This window comes from Rothia nasimurium (genome assembly GCF_049068285.1).
GTDB classification, from domain to species: Bacteria; Actinomycetota; Actinomycetes; order Actinomycetales; family Micrococcaceae; genus Rothia; species Rothia nasimurium_I.
The window spans coordinates 144,661-166,252 of sequence record NZ_JBLKPV010000006.1 but is presented as its reverse complement, the minus strand read 5'-3'; the positions used below and the strand labels follow the sequence as shown (position 1 = coordinate 166,252).

Here is a 21,592-nt window from a genome sequence, read left to right as displayed (position 1 = left end):
CTAGTGAGGGGTCTAGAGGGCGAGGACGGGGCCGCCCACAAACGGATCAACAGCCAGAGCAATGAAGAGGACGGTCAGGTAAGTAATCGAACCGTGGAAGACCACCATCGCGGTACGGCTGGTGGCCTGCTCGGCCAGGGCCAGGCGGTGCAACTTATGGCAGTGGTAGAGGAACCAGGCACCCACTGCCAGCGCAGTCGCAGTGTACACCCAGCCCGCCCCACCCAGGGGAACCAGCAGGAGGGAGCACATGACCATAGCCCAGCCGTACAGGACCACCTGAACGGACACGCTCTTGGCGGAGTCGGTAGCCCCCAGCATGGGAATACCGGCAGCCCGGTAGTCCTCGGCGTACTTCATGGATAGGGGCCAGTAGTGCGGGGGCGTCCAGAGGAAGATAACCATAAAGAGCACCACTGCGGCCCAAGAAATCGTGTTCTCAACAGCAGCCCAGGCGATAAAAACGGGCATACACCCGGCCAGGCCGCCCCAGACGATGTTCTGCTTGGTGCGCTTCTTCAGCCACAGGGAATAGAAAACAACGTAGAGGAAAATCGCTACAACGCCGAGACCAGCCGCCAGGGGGTTGACCAGGAAGTAAAGGTAGACGATAGAAATCACCGACAGCACCCAGGCAAAAACCAGGGCTTCCCGGTCAGTCAGCTCCCCGGTGACCAAAGGCCGCTTTTCGGTGCGCTTCATCAGCCGGTCTGCTTCGCGGTCGATGTAGCAGTTAAAGGCGCAGGAGGCACCGGCAGCTAGGGAGCCACCAATCATGGTGTGAAGTACCAGCCAGAAGTTTGGAAAGCCACCGGCTGCAAAGATCATGGTGGGGGCGGTAGTGACCAGGAGCAACTCAATGATTTGAGGCTTGGTCAAGTGAATATAGGCCCTAATTTTTCGGCCTAGGGGGATTTTTCCGGACGCGGCTGCGGCAGGTTCTTGCCCCTGCGCAACATCGCGCTCGATGACGGAGTTCATGCCATGGCCCTTCACGAATGCCAACTTCCCTTGACTGGTGTGTGTGCTGCCCAACTGACGTCGTCCAACCCCACATCACTATGTGGGACAAGAGTGACTACCGGCGTGTTGAGCTGAATGGAGGGGCTGGCTCTACTGGCCTGCCGTAGCACCACCGCAGCCCGGTGGCGCCCATCACTTTCTTGCCGGTGGCACCCGTTTGAGCGCGCGCCAAAAGAGCTTTTGGTCAAATTACATCTTATAACGGCCGTCAAGCCGCTACCTAAACTATGACGTCCGCAAGGTTGAGGCAACCGTTCTCTGAGATAGACTCTCTGCACTTAGCCCTGGTGAACTATCCTGGTAACAGGGTCTACCCACCCCGCCCGGCTGGGCGTTTGGGAGTGGGTAGATAAACACAGTTATGAATACTCTGGCCAGCCAGATTGAGAGAGGACGGCTTATGCCTAACCTGAATCAAAAGCTTGAATGGACTGACAAGGATCAGCGCGCGGTTGATACTGCCCGTGTGCTGGCTGCGGACGCTGTAGAGAAGGTGGGCAGTGGCCACCCCGGTACTGCTATGTCCCTGGCCCCGGTTGCCTACCTGCTCTTCCAGAAAGTCATGCGCCATGACCCCTCCGATGACCGCTGGGCTGGCCGTGACCGTTTCATCCTCTCCCCCGGCCATACTTCCATGACCCTTTACAACCAGCTTTTCCTGGGCGGTTTTGGACTGGAGCTAGACGACATTAAGTCCCTGCGTACCGCCGGTGCCAAGACTGCTGGCCACCCCGAGTTCGGCCACACCAAGGGCGTTGAAATCACCACCGGCCCCCTGGGTCAGGGTCTTGCCTCCGCTGTTGGCTTTGCCTACGCCCAGCGTCGTATGCGCGGCCTCTTCGACCCCGAAGCTGCCCCCGGTACCTCCCCCTTCGACCACACTATCTTCACCATTGCCTCCGAGGGTGACGTCCAGGAAGGTGTCACCGCTGAAGCCTGTGCCCTGGCAGGCCACCAGCAGCTGGGCAACCTGGTTGTGATTTACGACCGCAACCACATCTCCATTGAGGACGATACCGACGTCGCCTTCACCGAGGACGTCGCCGCCCGCTACGAGGCCTACGGCTGGGACGTCACCAAGATCGACTGGACTGTCACCGGCGAGTACGTCGAGGACATCGAAGCCCTCTACGACGCCATTGTTGCTGCCACCAAGGTCACCGACAAGCCTTCCTTCATTGAACTGCGCACCATTATCGGCTACCCGGCTCCCACCAAGCAGAACACCGGTGGTATCCACGGTTCAAAGCTGGGTGCTGAAGAAGTAGCAGCCACCAAGAAGGTTCTGGGCTTTGACCCCGACCAGCACTTTGTCGTTGAACCTGAAATTCTTGAGCACACCCGTGCCCTGGTTGAGCGTGGTGCTGCTGAACGCGCCGAATGGCAGAAGTCCTTCGACGCCTGGGCAGCAGCTAACCCCGAGCAGTCCAAGCTCTATGAGCGCCTGGTCACCGGTGAACTCCCTGCAGAACTGGACTCAGCCCTGCCCACCTTCGATGCTGGCACCACCATTGCTACCCGTGCAGCGTCCGGCAAGGTCATCAACGCCATTGCGCCCCTGCTGCCCGAGCTCTGGGGCGGTTCTGCTGACCTGGCAGGTTCCAACAACACCACCATTGATACCGAAAAGTCCTTCAACCCCGAATCCCGCACCACCAAGAGCTGGACTGGCCACCCCTACGGCCGAGTCCTGCACTTCGGTATCCGGGAACACGCAGCTGCCGCTATTACCAACGGTATCGCGCTGTCCTCACCCACCCGTCCTTTCTCTGGCACCTTCTTTGTCTTCACCGACTACCAGCGCCCGGCCGTCCGCCTGGCAGCCCTGATGGGTGTACCCAACATCTTCGTCTGGACCCACGACTCCATCGGTCTGGGTGAGGACGGCCCCACCCACCAGCCCGTCGAGCACCTGACCGCTATGCGGGCCATCCCCAACCTGGACGTTATCCGCCCCGCTGACGGCAACGAAACCGCCGTCGCCTGGCGCAAGATCCTGGACATCAAGGACCGCCCCGCCGGCCTGGTGCTCTCCCGTCAGAACCTCACCAACGTGGCTCGTGAAGACCTGCACGCGGACGCTGAGGGCGAGAAGTTTGCCTCAGCCCAGGGCGCTGCCCGCGGCGGCTACGTCCTGGCCGACACCGAGGGAACCCCCGACGTCATCCTGATTGCAACCGGTTCCGAGGTTGAGGTTGCCCTGGCAGCCCGCACCCAGCTGGCTGAAGAAGGCATTGCAGCCCGGGTTGTTTCCATGCCCTGCCGCGAGTGGTTTGCCGCCGAATCAGCCGAATACCGTGAATCTGTGATTCCCGCAGCCGTCAAGGCCCGCGTGACCGTAGAAGCCGGTCTGGCCATGCCCTGGCTCGACATCCTGGGTGAAGCCGGCCGCGCCGTCTCCCTGGAACACTACGGTGCCTCTGCCTCAGCTGAAGAGCTCTTCGCCGACTACGGCTTCACCGCCGAAAACGTCGCAGCCAAGGCCCGCGAATCCATCGCAGCAGCCAAGTAATATCCCTAACCTGCCGGGAACCCGGCCGACCCGGGGCAGGACGGGCCCACCCCGCCCGTCCTGCCCCTCACCCAGTAAAGGACTAAAGAATGACCACCCCCACCCAGAAGCTCTCAGACGCAGGCGTCTCCATCTGGCTCGATGACCTCTCCCGTGAACGCCTGACCAGCGGCAACCTGCAGGAACTCATCGACACCAAAAACGTCGTCGGTGTGACCACCAACCCCTCCATCTTCGCTGCCGCTCTCTCCAACGGCGCCGCCTACGCAGAGCAGATGAAGGAACTGGCTGCAGCCGGTACCCCTGCTGAGGCAGCTGGCTTTGCTGCCATGATTGACGACGTCCGCGACGGCTGCGACGTCTTCGCCCCCATCTTCGAATCCACCCAGGGCTTTGACGGCCGCGTCTCTATCGAGGTCTCCCCCCTGCTGGCCCGCAAGGCAGATGAAACCCTGGCCCAGGCCAAGGAACTCTACTCAGCAGTTGGCCGCGACAACGTCATGATCAAGATCCCCGCCACCGTCGAAGGCCTGGAGCCCATCGCCGAGACCCTGGCCGAGGGTATCTCCGTCAACGTCACCCTCATCTTCTCCCTGGAACGCTACCGGGAGGTCATCAACGCCTACATGGTCGGTCTGGAAAAGGCCCTGGAAAACGGCAAGGACCTCTCCAAGATCCACTCCGTAGCCTCCTTCTTCGTCTCCCGCGTCGATACCGAAATCGACGCCCGCCTGGAGGCTATCGGCACCGATGAGGCCCTGGCCCTGCGCGGCAAGGCCGGTGTTGCCAACGCCCGCCTGGCCTTCGAGGTCTACGAGCAGGCCTTCTCCTCCGAGCGCTGGGCCCGCTTGGAAGCAGCTGGCGCCAACCGCCAGCGTCCCCTCTGGGCCTCCACCGGCGTCAAGAACCCCGCCTACCCCGACACCCTCTACGTCACCGAGATCGCGGCAGCTGGCACCGTCAACACCATGCCCGAAGCGACCCTGAACGCAACCTTCGACCACGCCCCCGTCTCAGGGGACACCATCGCAGGCACCTACCAGGAATCCAACGAGATCCTCAACGCCCTGGAAGGCGTCGGCATCTCCTACACGGATGTCGTCGAAAAGCTCGAAACTGAGGGCATCGAAAAGTTCGAGATTTCCTGGAAGGAACTACTCGAAACCGTAGAAGCAGCCCTTGCAGCAGGCAAGTAAACCAGCCTGAAATGCCCCCTGTGCCAACGCCCGGTAGGTGGAATAACCCCACCGGCCGGGCGTTGGCACAGGTACACTAGATATGAACCCAAGCACCGACGCCCCCCAACCAGGGGTGACCTGTGCCGACACCCCACAGTGAAGGATTTTCCGGCGGTGACAAACACCCACGACACCAACCCTTTGCGCGACCCCCGCGACCGCAGACTCACCCGTGTGGCAGGCCCGTCCTCCCTGGTCTTCTTCGGCGTCACCGGCGATCTTGCGCGTAAAAAGCTCCTGCCTGCAGTTTATGACCTCGTCAACCGCGGCCTGCTTCCGCCCAGCTTCGGCCTGGTGGGCTTCGGCCGCCGCGAATGGAGCCACGAAGACTTCCAGAAGGAGGTCCGCGGCCACGTTGAAGCCCACGCCCGCACCCCCTTCCGTGAGGACGTGTGGAACCAGTTTGCAGCCGGTATCCGCTTCGTCACCGGCACCTTCGACTCCGACGCGTCCTTCGAAAAGCTCAAGGCAACCCTGGCCGAGCTGGACGAGACCCGGGGCACCCGTGGCAATCACGCCTTTTACCTCTCCATTCCCCCCAAGGACTTCGACCAGGTCCTGCAGAAACTAGCTGACCACGACCTGGCCAATCACAACCAGCACGAGGGCTGGCGCCGCGTCGTCATTGAAAAGCCCTTCGGCCACAACCTGGAATCAGCCCGCGAACTCAACGCAATTGTTGAACGGGTCTTCCCCGCCGACTCGGTCTTCCGTATTGACCACTACCTCGGTAAAGAAACCGTCCAGAACATTCTGGCCATGCGATTTGCCAACCAGATGTTTGAACCCCTCTGGAACGCCAACAACGTCGATCACGTCCAGATCACCATGGCCGAAGATATCGGCATCGGCACCCGCGCAGGCTACTATGACGGCGTTGGTGCAGCCCGCGACATCATCCAGAACCACCTGCTGCAGCTCTTGGCCCTGACCGCCATGGAAGAGCCCATCAGCTTCAATGCCGACCACCTTCGCGCCGAAAAGGCCAAGGTACTGGAGGCCGTGCGCGTCCCCGAAGATATCTCCAAGGCATTTGCTATCGGCCAGTACTCCGCAGGCAACCAGGGCGGGGAAGAAGTCAATGGCTTCTTCGACGAAAACGACATTCCTGCAGACTCCCGCACCGAAACCTTTGCTGCCCTGAAACTGGAAATCAACACCCGCCGCTGGGGCGGGGTCCCCTTCTACTTGCGGGCCGGCAAGCGCCTGGGCCGCCGCGTCACCGAAATCGCTGTGGTCTTCAAGAAGTCACCCAACCTGCTCTTCGGCGGCAGCTCTGACCAGGCCGGTCAAAACGCTATCGTCATCCGGGTCCAGCCCGATGAGGGTATGACCCTGCGCTTTGCTTCTAAGGTGCCCGGCACCCAGATGGAAATCCGCGACGTCAACATGGACTTTGGCTACTCCCACTCCTTCACCGAAGAATCCCCCGAGGCCTACGAACGCCTTATTCTCGACGTCCTTCTGGGCGAACCCCCGCTCTTCCCCCGCCACGAAGAAGTTGAACTCTCCTGGAAGATTCTCGACCCCTTCGAAGAATACTGGGAAGAGCACAAGATCAAACCTGAAGCCTACGCCCCCGGTTCTTGGGGCCCGGCCTCAGCCCACGAAATGCTGGAACGCGACGGCCGTGCTTGGAGGCGCCCATGATGAAGAAACTAAAAGACACCACCGTCGGCGAAGTCGCTAAAGAGCTCTCCCGCCTGCGAAGCGAAGAGGGGGCAACCACCTCCTCCCGCGTCCTGACCCTGGTGATCCTGGCAGAAAAGGGCCATTCCAAGACTGCCGTTGAGGCTGCCCTCAAGGCCTCCTACGAGCACCCCTCCCGTATCATCGTCCATGTGGGGTACGGGCAGGACGAGGCCGACCGGCTGGACGCCCGCATTTACGTTGGCGGCGACGCAGGGGCCTCAGAACTCATCATCCTGCGCGGCTACGGATCAGCCTCGGTTGCTACCGAATCCCTGATTTCAGGGCTTCTGCTGCCGGACTCCCCCATCGTTGCCTGGTGGCCCCACTCAGTACCCGAAAACCCGGCTGAGCATTCCATCGGCAAAATTGCCCAGCGCCGGATCACCGATTCAGCCCGCGCCTACGACCCGCTGGGCGTGCTAGAGAAGCTAGCGGCCAGCTACAAGGACGGCGACACCGACCTGGCCTGGATCCGCCTGACCCTCTGGCGCATTCAAATCGCTGCAGTCTTTGACCAGATTAACCCTGCTCCCGTGACCAAGGTGACTGTTTCAGGCTCCTCCATGAGCCCCTCCGTCGTCCTGCTCGGTGCCTGGCTGGGCGACCGCCTGGGCGCTGAGGTTCATCTCCGGACCACCGACGTCCAGCGGGGCCTTTACAAGGTGGAGCTGGAACGTGCCGACGGCTCCATTATCGTCCACCGACCCGGCCGCAACATTGCCACCATTTCCTCCCCCGGGGTGCCTGACCAGCAGATTTCCCTGCCCGTTCGGTCCCTGGCTGACTGCCTGGCAGAAGAGCTGCGCCGTCTGGATCCTGATGAGGTCTACGGTGAAGTGCTGAAATCTGTGGTAGACAGCGGGAACATCGTGGTTGATGTCAATGCTGAAGATACCGCAGACTCTGATGCTGACTACACGGAGGTTTACGATGCCTAATCCAATCGTCGTTCCCCATGCTGACAAGGCTGCCCTCCAGCTGGCTGGGGCGACCCGCATTATCAACGTGGCTGCAACTTCAGTAGCTACCCACGGGATTGCCCACATCAGCCTCACCGGGGGCACCATGGGTATCGCAGTTCTTGCAGGGATTGCCGAGAGTCCTCTTCGATCCACCGTTGACTGGACTAAAGTCCATTTCTGGTGGTCAGACGAGCGCTTCGTAGAAACCGGCCACGCCGACCGCAACGAACAGCAGGCAAAGGACGCCCTGCTGTCCCAGCTGGATATGCCCGCTGAGAACCTACACATCATGGGGGCCTCAGATACCTTCGAGACCCCAGAGGCCGCTGCGCGAGCCTACACAGCTGAACTGGCCCGTTATGCTCCTGAGGCTGAAACTAGCCCCCTCTTTGCCCTCACCCTCCTGGGTATGGGGCCGGACGGCCACATCGCCTCCCTCTTCCCTAACCGGGAAGAAATCCTGGATGCTGATGGCATTGCCATCGCTATCCATGACTCGCCCAAGCCCCCGCCCACCCGGGTGAGCCTCACCCTGCCGGTGATCAACTACTCAGAGAGGATCTGGTTCCTGATCGCAGGCAGCGACAAGGCTGAGGCAACGAGCAGGCTCAAGGCAGCGTCCTTAGTGGCAGAGCAGAAGTTGACTGCACAGATTCTGACCGAAACCCCTGCAGCCGGTGCCCGAGGCCTCCTTGAAACCCTGATTCTGGTGACCGAGGACGCCCTTACCGATAGTTAGTCGTGTTTACCCTCGACGGCTAGTGCCAGGACACAGAAAAACCCCGCCTGCTTCTCTTAAGGAAGCAGGCGGGGTTTTGTATGCTCAAAAACTTAGATCACTGCGGTTTCGCTAAAGCGAAGGACCAGGGCGTAGCCGATAATAGCGAAAACCCAAATCAGAATGACAGTGACGGTCAGGCGAATCAAGTTCTTTGAAGCCATGCCTGAAGAGTTCAAGGAGGTGGTCATACCGCCGCCGAACATATCGGACAGGCCGCCACCCTTACCGCGGTTCAGCAGAACCAGCAGAACGGTGAGGATGCTTGCGATGGCAATGATGACCATCAGGGCAATCTTAATGGCTTCCACAGAGAACCTTTCGAATCTATTGTTTGAAGGCGCGACCTATCGCCTTCCTTGGAAAACTATACGCGGTTTAGAGCGTAAAAGCACCTATTTCATCAGTTGATGGGCAGGGAGCTTGCACACGCTGGGCCCCGCCCCTGCCCTGGGGGCAGGACGCGGGGCCCAAACATATTCCGCTCTAGCTTACGCCTGGTAGCGGGCGATGTTAGCGAACTCGGTGGCGTCCAGGGAGGCGCCGCCGACCAGGACGCCGTCGACGTCCTCTTCAGCCATGATTTCGGGGGCAGAAGCTGCCTTGACAGAACCACCGTAGAGGACGCGGACCTTATCGGCGACCTCAGCTGAGTAGAGCTTGGTCAGTTCTTCACGGATAGCCTTGCTCATTTCCTGGGCGTCAGCTGCAGTTGCAACCTTGCCGGTGCCGATAGCCCAGACGGGCTCGTAGGCGACAACCAGGGTTTCAGCCTGGTCTGCGGTTAGACCCTCGATGGAGCCGCGCAGCTGTTCCAGGGTGAATTCAACGTGCTCACCGGCTTCACGCTTGTCCAGGCCTTCACCGACACAGAGGACGGGGGTCAGTTCGTGACGGTAGGCGGCCTGAACCTTGGCGGCGCAGATGGCATCGGTTTCACCGTGGATGGTGCGGCGCTCAGAGTGGCCAACCAGAACGTAGGTTGCTCCCAGCTTCTTGAGGAAGGCGCCGGAGATGTCGCCGGTGTAGGCGCCGGAATCCTGGTCTGAGAGGTCCTGGCCGCCGTAGACAACCTTGAGCTTATCGCCGTCAACCAGGGTCTGGACGGAGCGAATATCGGTGAAGGGAGGGAAGACGGCAACTTCAGCTGCATCGAAGTTGAAGTTGGTGTCGTCCAGGGTCCAGGCCAGTTTCTGGAGCAGGGTCACACCTTCGGTGTGGTCCATGTTCATCTTCCAGTTGCCTGCGATGAGGGGCTTGCGAGTCATGGCTCGTCCTTTCGCGAAATCTTGGGTGAGGTGGGGCAGGACGCGGCAGTTGCGGCCTCCTGCCCCTGGCGGGTTACCCCGCCGTCCGGTTTGAAACCGGGAGGTGGCTTAGGCGCCGAGGGCTTCGAGGCCGGGCAGGGTCTTGCCTTCGATGTATTCCAGGGAGGCACCGCCGCCGGTGGAGATGTGGCCGAACTGGTCGTCGGAGAAGCCCAGGTTACGGACTGCAGATGCTGAGTCGCCACCACCGATGATGGTGAAAGCCTCGGTTTCAACCAGGGCCTGGGCAACTGCGCGGGAGCCTTCAGCAAAAGCGGGGATTTCGAATACGCCAACAGGGCCGTTCCAGAAGACCAGCTTGGCTTCCTTGATCTTCTGGGCGAAGAGTTCACGGGTTTCGGGGCCGATGTCCAGGCCTTCTGCCTTGGCGCCCAGCTTGCCTCCGGTGAGGTCTTCAACAGGGCGGATTTCCTGGTTAGCGTCGTTGGAGAAGTCATCTGCCCAGATGATGTCAGAGGCGATGATCAGCTCGGTGCCCTTCTTGGGGGCTTCTTCCATGTAACGCTTGCAGTTTTCGATCTGGTCTTCTTCCAGCAGGGACTGGCCGACCTCGTAACCCAGGGCCTTGGCGAAGGTGTAGCCCATGCCGCCGCCGATCAGCAGGGTATCAGCCTTGCCGATCAGGTTGTCGATGACAGCCAGCTTGTCTGAGACCTTGGCACCACCCATGACAACGACGAAGGGGCGGTCGGGGTTCTTGGTGACCTTCTGCAGGACGTCTACCTCGGTCTTGACCAGGTCGCCCAGGTAGGCGGGCAGAGCCATTGCAATGTCGTAGACAGAGGCGTGCTTGCGGTGGACGGCACCGAAAGCGTCGTTGACGTAGGCTCCGTTCTCACCGGTTAGGGCGGCCAGTTCAGCTGCGAACTCGGCACGCTCGGCGTCGTCCTTGGAGGTTTCACGGGCGTCGTAGCGGACGTTCTCCACAACCAGCAGTTCGCCGTCCTTGAGGGCCTCAGCCTTGGCGCGGGCGTCCTCACCGACCAGGTCAGTGGCAATAACAACGGGGAAGTCTGCCAGTTCAGCCAGGCGCTCAGCGGCAGGCTTGATGGAGTACTGAGGATCTACCTGACCCTTGGGACGGCCCAGGTGGGCGGTAACAATGACGCGGGCGCCTGCGTCGGTGAGCTTCTTCAGCACCGGAAGGGAGGCGCGGACGCGACCGTCGTCAGTCACGACGCCGTCCTTGAGGGGGACGTTCAGGTCAGAGCGGACGAGGACGCGGCGGCCGGCAACGCCACCTTCAATGAGCTCAGCGAGAGTCTTAGCCATGGGAGTATTCATCTCCGTAACATGTTGGGGGCAGAGCTCCCCCGGTTGGGGGGCCCGGGTAAGGGTGAGGGTTAGCGAATCGCGCGCCTGCGCGACGATTCGCTAACCCTATTTTATGTGGTGTCTCATGGAGACGGGTGGTTTTGAACCAGCTTTAGAGAGCTGCTACAACCTTGTTGGTGAACATGACCAGACGTGAAACGTAGCCGTATTCGTTGTCGTACCAGGCGATAACCTTGACCTGGTTGCCGATGACCTTGGTCAGGGGGGCGTCGAAGACGGTGGAGACGGGCTCACCTTCGATGTCCTTGGAGACGATGGGCTCCTCGGAGTAGGTGATGATGCCCTTCATGGCACCCTCTGCTGCTTCCTTGACGGCTGCGTTGACTTCTTCAACGGTAACTTCGCGTGAAGCGGTGAAGGTCAGGTCGGTGATGGAGCCGGTGGGGGTGGGGACGCGAACAGCGAAGCCGTCCAGCTTGCCCTTCAGTTCGGGCAGAACCAGGCCAACAGCTGCTGCTGCACCGGTTGAGGTGGGAACCATGTTCAGGGCTGCTGCGCGGGCGCGGCGCAGGTCTGAGTGGGGGGCGTCCTGCAGGCGCTGGTCAGCGGTGTAGGCGTGGATGGTGGTCATCAGACCCTTTTCGATACCGAACTTGTCGTTCAGTACCTTAGCCATGGGAGCCAGGCAGTTGGTGGTGCAGGATGCGTTTGAAACGATGTTCATGGTGGCTGAATCGTACTGGTCGTCGTTGACGCCCATGACGAAGGTGCCGTCGATGTTCTTACCGGGAGCAGAGAGGATAACCTTCTTTGCGCCAGCTTCGAGGTGAGCCTTAGCCTTCTCGCCGTCGGTGAAGAAACCGGTGGATTCGAGGACAACGTCGACGCCGAGGTCTGACCAGGGCAGGTCAGCGGGGTTGCGCTCTGCCAGGACCTTGATTTCCTTGCCGTTGACGACCAGGCCGTTTTCAGAAACAGCTACCTCACCGTCGAAACGACCCATGATGGAGTCGTACTTGAGCAGGTGGGCGAGGGTCTTGACGTCGGTCAGGTCGTTGATAGCAACGATCTCGAAGCCTTCGCCGTGCTGGGCAGCTGCGCGGAAGAAGGTACGACCAATGCGGCCGAAGCCGTTGATAGCTACGCGTACAGTCACTGAAATCAAACTCCTAGATACAGTTAGTGACGTTGTGAGACGAGACGCCGGTATGGCGTTTGCCTGCCGAACTGCGGGAACCTGTTGGTTCCTTAGCTCGGTGGCGAGCTCTCGTCCGGTTCACTCTCAATCATACTACTTTTATGTGTGTTTTGGTGTGTTTCTGTCGTTTTTTGGAGTGGATTTAAGTGTGTTTTCCCTGATTTCTGCCCGCTTTTCACCATCAGATGTGGTTTATCCCGCTAGAATCCATAGTCAGAGCCACCCTGACTGACCAAAACCAAACAAACCCACACCTTCAAAGTTTGCCGCCCAACACCCCGTCCTACTCCACTACTTCACCCTGCAGACGAAGGTGGCGCCGTCCTGATGAGCTTCAGGACGGCGCCACCGTATCAATAGGGACTCAAAAACCTAGAGAGTGGGTAAATTATGGGGAACAACCCCGGACTCAGTGCCGGGAATACCCCGCTCTGCAGCCCGCTTATCAGCCATAGCAATGAGACGGCGGATCCGGCCAGCAATGGCATCCTTAGTCATGGGAGGATCAGCCAGGCGGCCCAGTTCATCCAAGGAGGCCTGCTTATGGGCAACGCGCAACTCCCCTGCATAGCGCAGGTGATCGGGAACCTTATCCCCCAGAATTTCCAGGGCCCGCTCCACCCGGGCACCAGCTGCCACGGCAGCCTGGGCAGAACGACGCAGGTTGGCATCATCAAAATTAGCTAGCCGGTTCGCAGTAGCCCGAACTTCCTTCCGCGCCCGACGCTCCCGCCAGTTATCGAGGGCGTCCACGGCCCCCATCCGCTCCAGCAGAAGGGAAATCGTTTCCCCATCCCGCACAACCACCCGGTCAACCCCGCGCACTTCGCGGGCCTTAGCAATGACGTCCAGGCGGCGGGCAGCCCCCACCAGGGCCAGGGCAGCCTCGGGGCCAGGGCAGGTAAATTCAAGGGCGGACGACCGGCCCGGCTCCGTCAAGGAACCGTGGGCCAAGAAGGCCCCCCGCATCACAGCTTCTGCATCGTACAAAGAACCGTTCACCACAGCAGGAGGTAGACCCCGGACGGGGCGGCCGCGTCCGTCCAGCAAACCGGTCTGGCGGGCTAGAGCCTCACCGCCCTGATCCACCCGCACCATGTACCGGGCCCCCCGGCGCAAGCCACCGCCTGAAACAGACAAGATAGTTGCTTCGTGGCCGTACATGTCCCCGATGTTATAGCGGAGTCGCTCCGCGGTAGCCTCAAGATCAACCTCAGCCTCGACCACAATCTTGCCCTGCACCAGGTGCAGGCCATTGGTGAAGCGCAGGATCGTGGCTACTTCAGCCTTGCGCACAGACGAGCGGGTAACCTCGTATTGGGCCAGCTCTTCTTTGACCGATGCCGTCAGGGCCATGCGGTAATTCCTCCAAGGTGTGTACTGACAAGGGTTCAGTCGTACCGGGTTCAGTGTTTGAATACTTCTTTGTAGGCTGCAGCCAGTTTAAGGGGGTCATGGACCCCCGGCTGGCCGGTCTCTGAAACCGAAGCCCAATGCACGGTTGCACCGAGGGTTGCAGCGACGTCTTCAAAGGCGCTTTGCTCCCCCACTGCCTGTGGGTCAGCAATAACTGTATTAACCCTAAGTTCTGGAACGTATTGACGCAAAACGAGAAGGTGGTCGGCAGCACTCATGCCCCGGGTTTCGTTACCGTCAAGTTCCAGGTTCATCACCAGGCAAATTTTGGCGCTCGTGGTCAGAACAGCGTCCCGTAAGCCCGGAAGAAGCAGGTGGGGTAAGACCGAGGTATAGAAGGAGCCGGGCCCCAACACTACCCAGTCTGAGTCGTGGACAGCCCGGATTGCGTCCTCACAGGCGGGGGCGTCCTTAGGCAGCAGGTGGATGTTTTCAACTGTTCCCGCCTTGGCCAGGGTGGCTTGCCCCTGGACGGTATCCCGAAAGGTCACGCCGTGTTCATTTGTTGAGACGATATCGCCTTCGATGACCAGGGGGGTGGTGGACATGGGCAGGACCCGGCCTCGGGCATTGAGCAGGGCCCCGGCCCAGTCAAGGCCAGCCACGCAGTCGTCCAGAAGCTCCCAGAGGGTCACAATCAGAAGGTTGCCCAAGGCGTGGTTTTCTAAGGTGGTAGGCCGGTCCTCCGAGCGGGAAGTGAACCGGTGCTGCATGACGTCCCGCCAGGTGCGCCCCCAGTCGGTATCGTCGCAGAGAGCTGACAGGGCCATTCTCAAATCCCCGGGGGGAAGAACGTCCATCTCCCTGCGGAGCTGCCCCGACGAACCTCCGTCATCAGCCACCGTGACAACTGCTGTCAGGGCAGAAGTCACCAGTTTCAGGGCAGATAGGGAGCCATAAAGGCCGTGGCCACCGCCCAGGGCTGTAACCCGAACCGGAGTCTCATGGCCCTGCACAGTAATGGGGAGCAGGCCGGTTTCAGGGAACCGGGTCATACGAGTTGCCTCAGACATTATTCCCGCCCCATGTCACGGTGGTGGATAGAGATATTGACATCGTCCAGCTCTTTGAGACGCCGGGCCACCTCTTCGGTCACAGCAACCGAGCGGTGTTTGCCGCCGGTACACCCAATGGCGAAGGTCGCATACAGCTTGCCTTCCCGGCGGTAGCCGGCAATGACGGGCTTGAGGGCCTCAATGTAGGAATCAACAAATTCGGTCGTTCCGGGGTTGGCAAAGACAAAGTCGGAGACGGGAGCGTCCTTACCGGTCTGGGACCTCAGCTCAGGCACCCAGTGGGGGTTTGGGATAAAGCGCATATCAGCCATGTAGTGTACGTCCGAGGGGGTGCCGTACTTAAAGCCGAAGCTCATCACCGTAATATTGACCATCCGCTCCCGGCCCGGGGCATAGGTTTCCCGCACCTTTTTCGCTAACTGGTGGACGTTCATACCGGTGGTATCGATAATGAAGTCAGCTGATTCCTGCAGGTCGGCGAAGAGCTTACGTTCCTCAGCGATAGCTTCAGCTACCAACCCGCCCCGCTGGAGGGGGTGGGGCCTCCGCTGGGCCTCAAACCGGGCAATAATGTCTTGATCAGCGGCATCCATAAAGAGGATTGAAAAATCAATGTCAGTTGCCGTAGCCCGCAGGCGGTTAATGGCCTCGTTGAGGTCCTTGAACAGGCGGCGGGCGCGGACGTCAATCCCTACCGCGACCTTGGGCATGGTGGCTGGGGAATCAATCACCAACTGGGCAAGCTGGTTGAGCATTTGCGGGGGAATATTATCAACGACGTACCAGCCCTCATCTTCGAGGGTATTCGCTGCAGTGCTTCGGCCGGCACCTGAGATGCCGGTAATGACGAGGATCTGGGGTTTGGTCGCTTTATCGGCAGATAGAGTCATGGGGCTTCTCTCAACTGGCATGTTGACGGGGGTCACTGTATATAGCCTAGCGCACAGGGGCTAGGGGGAGGAAAAATGTTGCCGTAGGGTGGACGCCATGGCCGGGCCGATGCCCGGAACTTCTTGGAGTTGCTCCTCGCTAGCTTCCGTCAGCTGTTTGAGGGAGCCGAAGTGTTTGATGAGGGCTTCTCTCTTGGCTGGACCAAGCCCGGGAACAGAATCTAAGGCTGACTTGACCATGTCCTTGCCCCGTTTGCTGCGGTGGAAGGTAATGGCAAAACGGTGGGCCTCGTCGCGGATGCGCTGAATCAGGTAGAGGGCATTAGAGGTTCTGGGCAGGATGACGGGGAAGTCATCATCCGGTAGCCACAGCTCTTCTAGGCGCTTGGCAATGCCCACCACATAGATATCGGTGATTCCCAAGTCTTCGAGGGCACGGGTAGCAGCAGCAACCTGGGGCTGGCCGCCGTCGACGACGACGAGGTTGGGCGGGTAGGCAAACTTGGCCGGCTCCTTGGTATGAAGGTCATCTTCGCTGATTTGCCCGGAGGAAAGGTCCTGGGCCCCGGGAGCTTCTTCGGCCAGGTAACGCCGGAAGCGGCGGTAGATCACGTCGTACATGCTGGCGGTATCGTCACGGGCAGCGTCCCCGGTAATCGAGAACTTGCGGTAGTCGCTTTTCTTGGGCAGGCCGTCCTCAAAAACCACCATAGAGGCCACCACGTTGGTGCCCTGCACATGGGAGATGTCGTAGCACTCGATGCGCATCAGGGCCTCGGGCAGTTCCAGGGTTTCCTGGAGCTCCACGAGAGAGGCTGATCGGGTGGTGAGATCCCCCGCCCGGCGGGTCTTATGGAGGGTCAAAGCCTGGCGGGCGTTCTCCCCCACCGTTTTCATCAATTCGACCCGGTCCCCCCGCTGGGGCACGCTGATACTGACTTTAGCCCCGCGCACCCCAGATAGCCACTCTTCAAGTTTTTCATGGTTTTCCGGAAGCACAGGGGCGTTGACGGTGCGGGGAATCTCGTGAAGATTATGGCTGATTTCTTCGTCTGTGGTCCCAGCGGCCATGACGGCAACAGATTCGCCATAGACCTGCACCAGTAGGTGATCCATCAGGGCTTGAGGACTTGAGTCTTCAACCTTCTCAACAATCCAGCCCCGCTGGCCGCGGATGCGTCCGCCCCGCACATAGAAAACCTGGACGGCTGCCTCTAAATCATCTTCAACATAGTTGAAGATATCTGCATTGACGGAGTCTGCCAGCACCACGGCGTTGCGCTCAAAGGCCTTGGTAAGGGCCTCTAGATCATCACGCAGGCGGGCAGCCTTTTCAAACTCAAAGTCAGCAGCAGCGGCCTTCATCTGGGCGGTGAGGTCAGCAATAAACTTTTCGGCACCACCTGCCATAAAGGAGCAGAGGTCTTCAGCAATTTTCTGGTGCTCTTCCCTGCTGATCCTGCCGACGCAGGGGGCGGCACATTTATCGATGTAGCCCAACAGACAGGGACGGTCGGACGCCTGGGCCCGCTTGAAAACACCCGTAGAGCAGGTGCGCACCGGGAAGACCCGCAGGAGGGCGTCAAGGGTCTCCCGAATCGCCCAGGCCTGGGAGTAGGGGCCGAAATAGCGCACCCCCTTCTTCTTCTCCCCTCGCATGACCTGGGCCCGGGGGAAGCGATCTTTCAGGGTGACTGCCAGATAGGGGTAGGACTTATCATCGCGGAAGGCGATATTAAAGCGGGGCTTGTATTCCTTAATCCAGGTGTATTCCAGCTGCAGGGATTCCAGCTCGCTCCCAACAACCGTCCACTCCACCGAGGCTGCGGTGTGCACCATAGCGTAGGTTTTTGGGCTAAGGGAATCGACCCTGGCAAAGTAGGAGTTCAGCCGGTTCCGCAGGTTTTTAGCCTTGCCCACATAGATGATACGGCCAACCTCGTCCCGGAATCGGTAGACCCCTGGCTGGGTAGGGATCTCACCGGGGGCAGGGCGGTAGTTTGCGGGGTCAGCCAAGGTAGTCTTTCCGTTTCGTGGAGGGTGGGATAAGGCAGGTGAGGGGCGGGGAATTCCAGAGCTGGGCTAGAAGCCGGACGAGCCGCCTCCCGGTCAGTGTCTACCCGCCATCCCGCTCAGCTGAAGGAGAGACGTTGTACTCGTTCTTGCGGGGCTGGCCAGAGAGCTGGGCGATGGCGTCCATAATCTGGTCGGTGGTCTGACGGCGCTGCTTTCCGCTCATGGCCTCCCCCAGCTTTTCAAAGGTCATGGGCTGCCCAACCCGCACAGTGAAGCGCTTGGGGTAGATCATGTTAGAGCCAGGCTTCTGAATTTTATCTGTACCAATCAGGCCAATGGGGACGACCGTCGCCCCCGTCATATGGGCCAGCCAGGCCACCCCGATCTTCCCCTTATAGAGGTAGCCGTCCCGGGAGCGGGTGCCCTCGGGATAGATCCCAAAGACCTTGCCCTCCTGGAGACGAGCCAGGGCCTGGTCCAGGGCTTTCATGGACTCTTTCTTATCGGTGCGGTTGACGGGAATAATGTCGATGACCTGGAAGAGGGTTTTCATAGCCTTACCCTTGAGGCCGGGCGAATTGACATACTCGCTCTTGGCCAAAAAGGCTACCCGCCGGGGCATGAGGGCAGAGATGATGACGGAATCCAGGAAGGCCAGGTGGTTGGAGGCCACAATCACAGGCCCTTCTGCCGGGAAGTTTTCAAGGCCGGTAACGCGGGCACGGAAAACGGTGCGGAGAACCGCTTCGACTGTTTTCTGGGTGGCCTTGTACTTCAGGGACATGGAGGCTCCTGTCTTCTGGTCGCTGGTGCTAGCTGGCAAACCAACCTGCGTATTTGCATTTTTAGTGAATTTTTTCCAAGGTCGGCTTCCCTAAGTAGCATACCCCGGCGCTGAGCTCCTTAGAGCATTTCTGCCAGGAAACGGCCGGTATGTGACTCGGGGACGGTGGCTAAGTATTCAGGGGTGCCGGTGGCCAGCACGGTGCCGCCGCCGTCGCCGCCTTCTGGCCCCATATCAATGAGCCAGTCGGCACTCTTGATAACGTCCAGATTGTGCTCGATCGTAATGACAGTGTTGCCCTTATCGACCAGGCCCTGCACCACGCCCAGGAGCTTACGAATATCCTCAAAGTGCAGGCCTGTAGTGGGTTCGTCCAGAACATAGATGGAGCGGCCATTGGAGCGGCGTTGCAGTTCAGTAGCTAGTTTGACTCGCTGGGCCTCACCGCCGGAGAGGGTGGTGGCAGACTGCCCCAACCTCACATAGCCCAGGCCAACCTCCACCAGGGTATCGAGGTAGCGGGAAATCTTGGTGAAGGCCGAGAAGAACTCGGCGGCTTCCGAGACGGGCATGTCGAGGACGTCCGCAATAGTCTTGCCCTTGTAATGAACCTCAAGAGTCTCACGGTTGTACCGCTTGCCCTTGCAGACCTCGCAGGGAACATAGACGTCGGGCAGGAAGTTCATCTCAATCTTCAGGGTGCCGTCACCCGAGCAGGCTTCGCAACGCCCACCCTTGACGTTAAAGGAGAAGCGGCCGGGCTGGTAGCCGCGCATCTTGGCTTCAGTGGTTTCGGCAAAGAGTTTGCGAATGTGGTCGAAGACGCCGGTGTAGGTGGCCGGGTTGGATCGCGGGGTGCGGCCAATGGGTGACTGGTCTACGTGGATGATCTTATCCAGGTGGTCCAGGCCGGTAATGGTTTTATGGCGCCCCGGAACTTGCTTAGCCCCGTTGAGTTTATTGGCCAAGGCGGTGTAGAGAATATCGTTGACCAGGGTGGACTTACCCGAGCCGGAAACACCTGTCACGGCAGTGAGAACACCCAGGGGGAATTCCACGTCAACATTCTTAAGGTTGTTTTCGCGGGCCCCAATGACCTTAATGGTGCGCTGCGGGTCGATCGGACGGCGGGTGGCAGGAACCGTAATAGCGCGACGTCCTGCCATGTAGTCACCGGTCACTGACTCTGTATTTTCAAGCAGCTCAGCGTAGGTACCCGAGTGCACGATCTGGCCGCCGTGCTCGCCCGCGCCGGGGCCAACGTCCACAATCCAGTCTGCCTCTTTCATGGTGTCCTCATCGTGCTCCACCACAATCAGGGTATTGCCCATGTCGCGCAGCTTGGTGAGGGTTTCAATCAGGCGGCGGTTATCGCGCTGGTGCAGACCAATGGAGGGTTCATCAAGAACATAGAGCACACCCACCAGGCCGGAGCCAATCTGGGTTGCCAGGCGGATACGCTGGGCTTCACCACCTGAAAGAGTGCCAGCTGAACGGGCCAAGTTCAGGTAGTCCAGGCCCACATCCAGCAGGAACTGGAGACGGGCGTCAATCTCCTTGAGGACCAAATCAGCGATCTTGGCCTCGCGCTCGCTCAGGGTCAGCGAGCGCATGAAGGTGAGGGCCTCCCTCATGGGCATCTCGGTGACGTCGGCAATCGATTTGCCGCCGACGGTAACGGCCAGGATGGTGGGATTGAGGCGGGAGCCCTTACAGGAGGTGCAGGCGACCTTGCGCATGTACTGTTCGTAGCGGTCTTTGGACCAGTCTGATTCGGTTTCTTCGTACTTGCGCTTGATGTAGGCGCTAGCGCCTTCGAAGCCGGAGGTGTAGCGGCGTTCGCGACCGAAGCGGTTTTTGTAGGCGACGGTGACCTTATAGTCCTTGCCGTTGAGGATGGCTTTTTTGACCTTGGCGGAAAGGTCCTTGAAGGGGGTGGCCAGGTCAAAGTCTAGTTCTTCGGCCAGGCCTGCTAGCAGGCGGAGCCAGTATTCACTGGTGGCCTTACCGGTGGCCCAGGGGGCAACGGCGCCTTCGGCTAGGGAGAGGTCGGGGTTGGGGACGATGAGGTCGGTGTCCACTTCGAGGGTGGAGCCGATACCGTCGCAGGCTGCGCAGGCACCGAAGGGTGAGTTGAAGGAGAAGGCTCGGGGTTCAACCTCGGTAACAGCCAGGGGGTGGTTGTTGGGGCAGGCCAGGTTTTCGCTGAAGGAGCGGGTGCGGCCCGGGGCGTCGGCGTCCTCGTCCACAAAGTCGATGAGCACCTTACCCTCGGCGAGCCCCAGGGCGGTTTCGACGGAGTCGGTCAGGCGCTGGTGGACGCTTTCCTTAATGGCAATGCGGTCAACAACGACCTCGATGGTGTGCTTGTACTGCTTTTCCAGTTTGGGCGGGTCGGTCAGCTGGATGACCTCGCCGTCCACGCGGGCACGGGCGTAACCTGCGGTGGAGAGTTCTTTGAAGAGGTCAACGAATTCGCCCTTGCGGGCTGAGACGACGGGGGCAAGCACCTGCAGGCGGGTTTTCTCGGGGTAGTCCATGAGCGTATCGACGATTTGCTGGGGGGACTGCTTGGAGATTTCTTCGCCACATTCGGGGCAGTGGGGGTGACCTACTCGGGCCCAGAGCAGGCGCATGTAGTCGTAGATTTCGGTGATGGTGCCGACGGTTGAGCGCGGGTTTTTTGAGGTTGATTTCTGGTCGATGGAGACGGCCGGTGATAGGCCTTCGATGAAGTCGACGTCGGGCTTATCGACCTGGCCCAGGAACATGCGGGCGTAGGAGGAGAGGGATTCGACGTAGCGGCGCTGGCCTTCGGCGAAGATGGTGTCGAAGGCCAGGGAGGATTTGCCGGAGCCGGAGAGGCCGGTAAAGACGACCATGGCGTCGCGGGGGATGTCCAGGTTGACGTTTTTGAGGTTATTTTCGCGGGCGCCCTGGACGCGGATGTGGGTAAGGTCGTTGCCGAGGGGCTGGGTGGCTGAGCCTGCCATGAGTCACCTATCTAAGAGAATGTTTCGAAGATATATTCTATGCTTTTTGGGTCCTGATGAAAAGGACGCCCACCCCACACCCTTTGGACCAAGTCCAGCTCAAATTCGGCCCATTTTGAGGGCATTTTTGCCCCCCACCTGGTCCAAAGTTGGGGTAGAGACCTTCCCTGCGCTGTTTGGACCAGATTCTGCTCAATTTCGGCCCATTATGAGGGCATTTTTGCCCCCCACCTGGTCCAAAGTGGGGGTAGAGCCCTTCCCTGTGCTGTTTGGACCAGGTCCGGCTCAATTTAGGCCTAAATTTGGGGCATTTTTGACCCCCACCTGGTCCAATGTGGGACTGACACCTGCCCCACAGCCTTTGGACCAGGTCCAGCTCAATTTCAGCCTAAATTTGGGGCATTTTTGACCCACACCTGGTCCAAACTTGATAACCAGACTTAGACTGGAAAGCATGAAGGACCTGAGCAC

General features: G+C 59.9%; 16 protein-coding genes. 5 read left to right on the top strand and 11 right to left on the bottom strand.

All coding sequences use genetic code 11. The features are described 5' to 3' along the window. Positions 1-12: 12 nt before the first annotated feature. Positions 13-981 carry a heme o synthase gene (locus tag ACMXX3_RS07085; RefSeq protein ID WP_421084050.1) on the bottom strand — a complete coding sequence of 323 codons (969 nt, stop codon included), beginning with the start codon at positions 979-981 and terminating at the stop codon, positions 13-15. Positions 982-1,423: 442 nt separating this feature from the next. On the opposite strand from ACMXX3_RS07085, the gene tkt reads away from it, so the two are divergent. The 5 genes from tkt to pgl all read left to right on the top strand — a co-directional run bounded on the left by tkt (position 1,424) and on the right by pgl (position 8,166). Next, positions 1,424-3,535, top strand: coding sequence for a transketolase (gene tkt / locus ACMXX3_RS07080; RefSeq protein WP_421084030.1), 2,112 nt, complete (start codon positions 1,424-1,426; stop codon positions 3,533-3,535). Positions 3,536-3,624: 89 nt separating this feature from the next. Beyond that, complete coding sequence (gene tal, locus ACMXX3_RS07075) at positions 3,625-4,731, top strand: transaldolase (RefSeq protein WP_421084029.1); 1,107 nt, start codon at positions 3,625-3,627, stop codon at positions 4,729-4,731. A gap of 156 nt (positions 4,732-4,887) precedes the next feature. Beyond that, positions 4,888-6,423 (top strand): glucose-6-phosphate dehydrogenase, encoded by a 1,536-nt coding sequence (gene zwf, locus ACMXX3_RS07070; RefSeq protein ID WP_421084028.1) that lies wholly within the window; start codon positions 4,888-4,890, stop codon positions 6,421-6,423. Next, positions 6,420-7,403: a glucose-6-phosphate dehydrogenase assembly protein OpcA gene (locus ACMXX3_RS07065; RefSeq protein ID WP_421084027.1), complete on the top strand. Its 984-nt coding sequence runs from the start codon at positions 6,420-6,422 to the stop codon at positions 7,401-7,403. The genes zwf and ACMXX3_RS07065 overlap by 4 nt, the downstream gene beginning before the upstream one ends. Beyond that, positions 7,396-8,166: a 6-phosphogluconolactonase gene (gene pgl / locus ACMXX3_RS07060; protein WP_421084026.1), complete on the top strand. Its 771-nt coding sequence runs from the start codon at positions 7,396-7,398 to the stop codon at positions 8,164-8,166. The genes ACMXX3_RS07065 and pgl overlap by 8 nt, the downstream gene beginning before the upstream one ends. A 92-nt stretch (positions 8,167-8,258) precedes the next feature. Here the strand turns inward: pgl and secG are convergent, their stop codons facing one another. The 10 genes from secG to uvrA all read right to left on the bottom strand — a co-directional run bounded on the left by secG (position 8,259) and on the right by uvrA (position 21,121). After that, positions 8,259-8,492, bottom strand: coding sequence for a preprotein translocase subunit SecG (secG, locus tag ACMXX3_RS07055; RefSeq protein WP_421084049.1), 234 nt, complete (start codon positions 8,490-8,492; stop codon positions 8,259-8,261). A 204-nt stretch (positions 8,493-8,696) separates the two neighbouring features. Then, a complete protein-coding gene (gene tpiA, locus ACMXX3_RS07050) occupies positions 8,697-9,473 on the bottom strand; it encodes a triose-phosphate isomerase (protein WP_421084025.1) in 777 nt (258 codons plus the stop codon). A 108-nt stretch (positions 9,474-9,581) separates the two neighbouring features. Next, positions 9,582-10,805 (bottom strand): phosphoglycerate kinase, encoded by a 1,224-nt coding sequence (locus ACMXX3_RS07045; protein WP_421084024.1) that lies wholly within the window; start codon positions 10,803-10,805, stop codon positions 9,582-9,584. A 154-nt stretch (positions 10,806-10,959) separates the two neighbouring features. Beyond that, positions 10,960-11,964, bottom strand: a complete 1,005-nt coding sequence (gene gap / locus ACMXX3_RS07040; protein WP_237221433.1) for a type I glyceraldehyde-3-phosphate dehydrogenase — start codon at positions 11,962-11,964, stop codon at positions 10,960-10,962. A gap of 414 nt (positions 11,965-12,378) precedes the next feature. Then, positions 12,379-13,362 (bottom strand): DNA-binding protein WhiA, encoded by a 984-nt coding sequence (gene whiA / locus ACMXX3_RS07035; RefSeq protein ID WP_421084023.1) that lies wholly within the window; start codon positions 13,360-13,362, stop codon positions 12,379-12,381. A 50-nt stretch (positions 13,363-13,412) separates the two neighbouring features. Next, a complete protein-coding gene (locus ACMXX3_RS07030) occupies positions 13,413-14,435 on the bottom strand; it encodes a gluconeogenesis factor YvcK family protein (RefSeq protein ID WP_421084022.1) in 1,023 nt (340 codons plus the stop codon). Further along, positions 14,435-15,349, bottom strand: a complete 915-nt coding sequence (rapZ, locus tag ACMXX3_RS07025; protein WP_421084048.1) for an RNase adapter RapZ — start codon at positions 15,347-15,349, stop codon at positions 14,435-14,437. Before rapZ ends, ACMXX3_RS07030 begins: the two co-directional genes overlap by 1 nt. A gap of 39 nt (positions 15,350-15,388) precedes the next feature. Further along, entirely contained in the window at positions 15,389-17,344 is a 1,956-nt protein-coding gene (uvrC, locus tag ACMXX3_RS07020; RefSeq protein WP_421084021.1) for an excinuclease ABC subunit UvrC, read from the bottom strand. A 100-nt stretch (positions 17,345-17,444) separates the two neighbouring features. Then, positions 17,445-18,128: a lysophospholipid acyltransferase family protein gene (locus tag ACMXX3_RS07015; RefSeq protein ID WP_421084020.1), complete on the bottom strand. Its 684-nt coding sequence runs from the start codon at positions 18,126-18,128 to the stop codon at positions 17,445-17,447. A 119-nt stretch (positions 18,129-18,247) separates the two neighbouring features. Beyond that, positions 18,248-21,121 carry an excinuclease ABC subunit UvrA gene (gene uvrA / locus ACMXX3_RS07010; RefSeq protein WP_421084019.1) on the bottom strand — a complete coding sequence of 958 codons (2,874 nt, stop codon included), beginning with the start codon at positions 21,119-21,121 and terminating at the stop codon, positions 18,248-18,250. Positions 21,122-21,592: the final 471 nt, after the last annotated feature.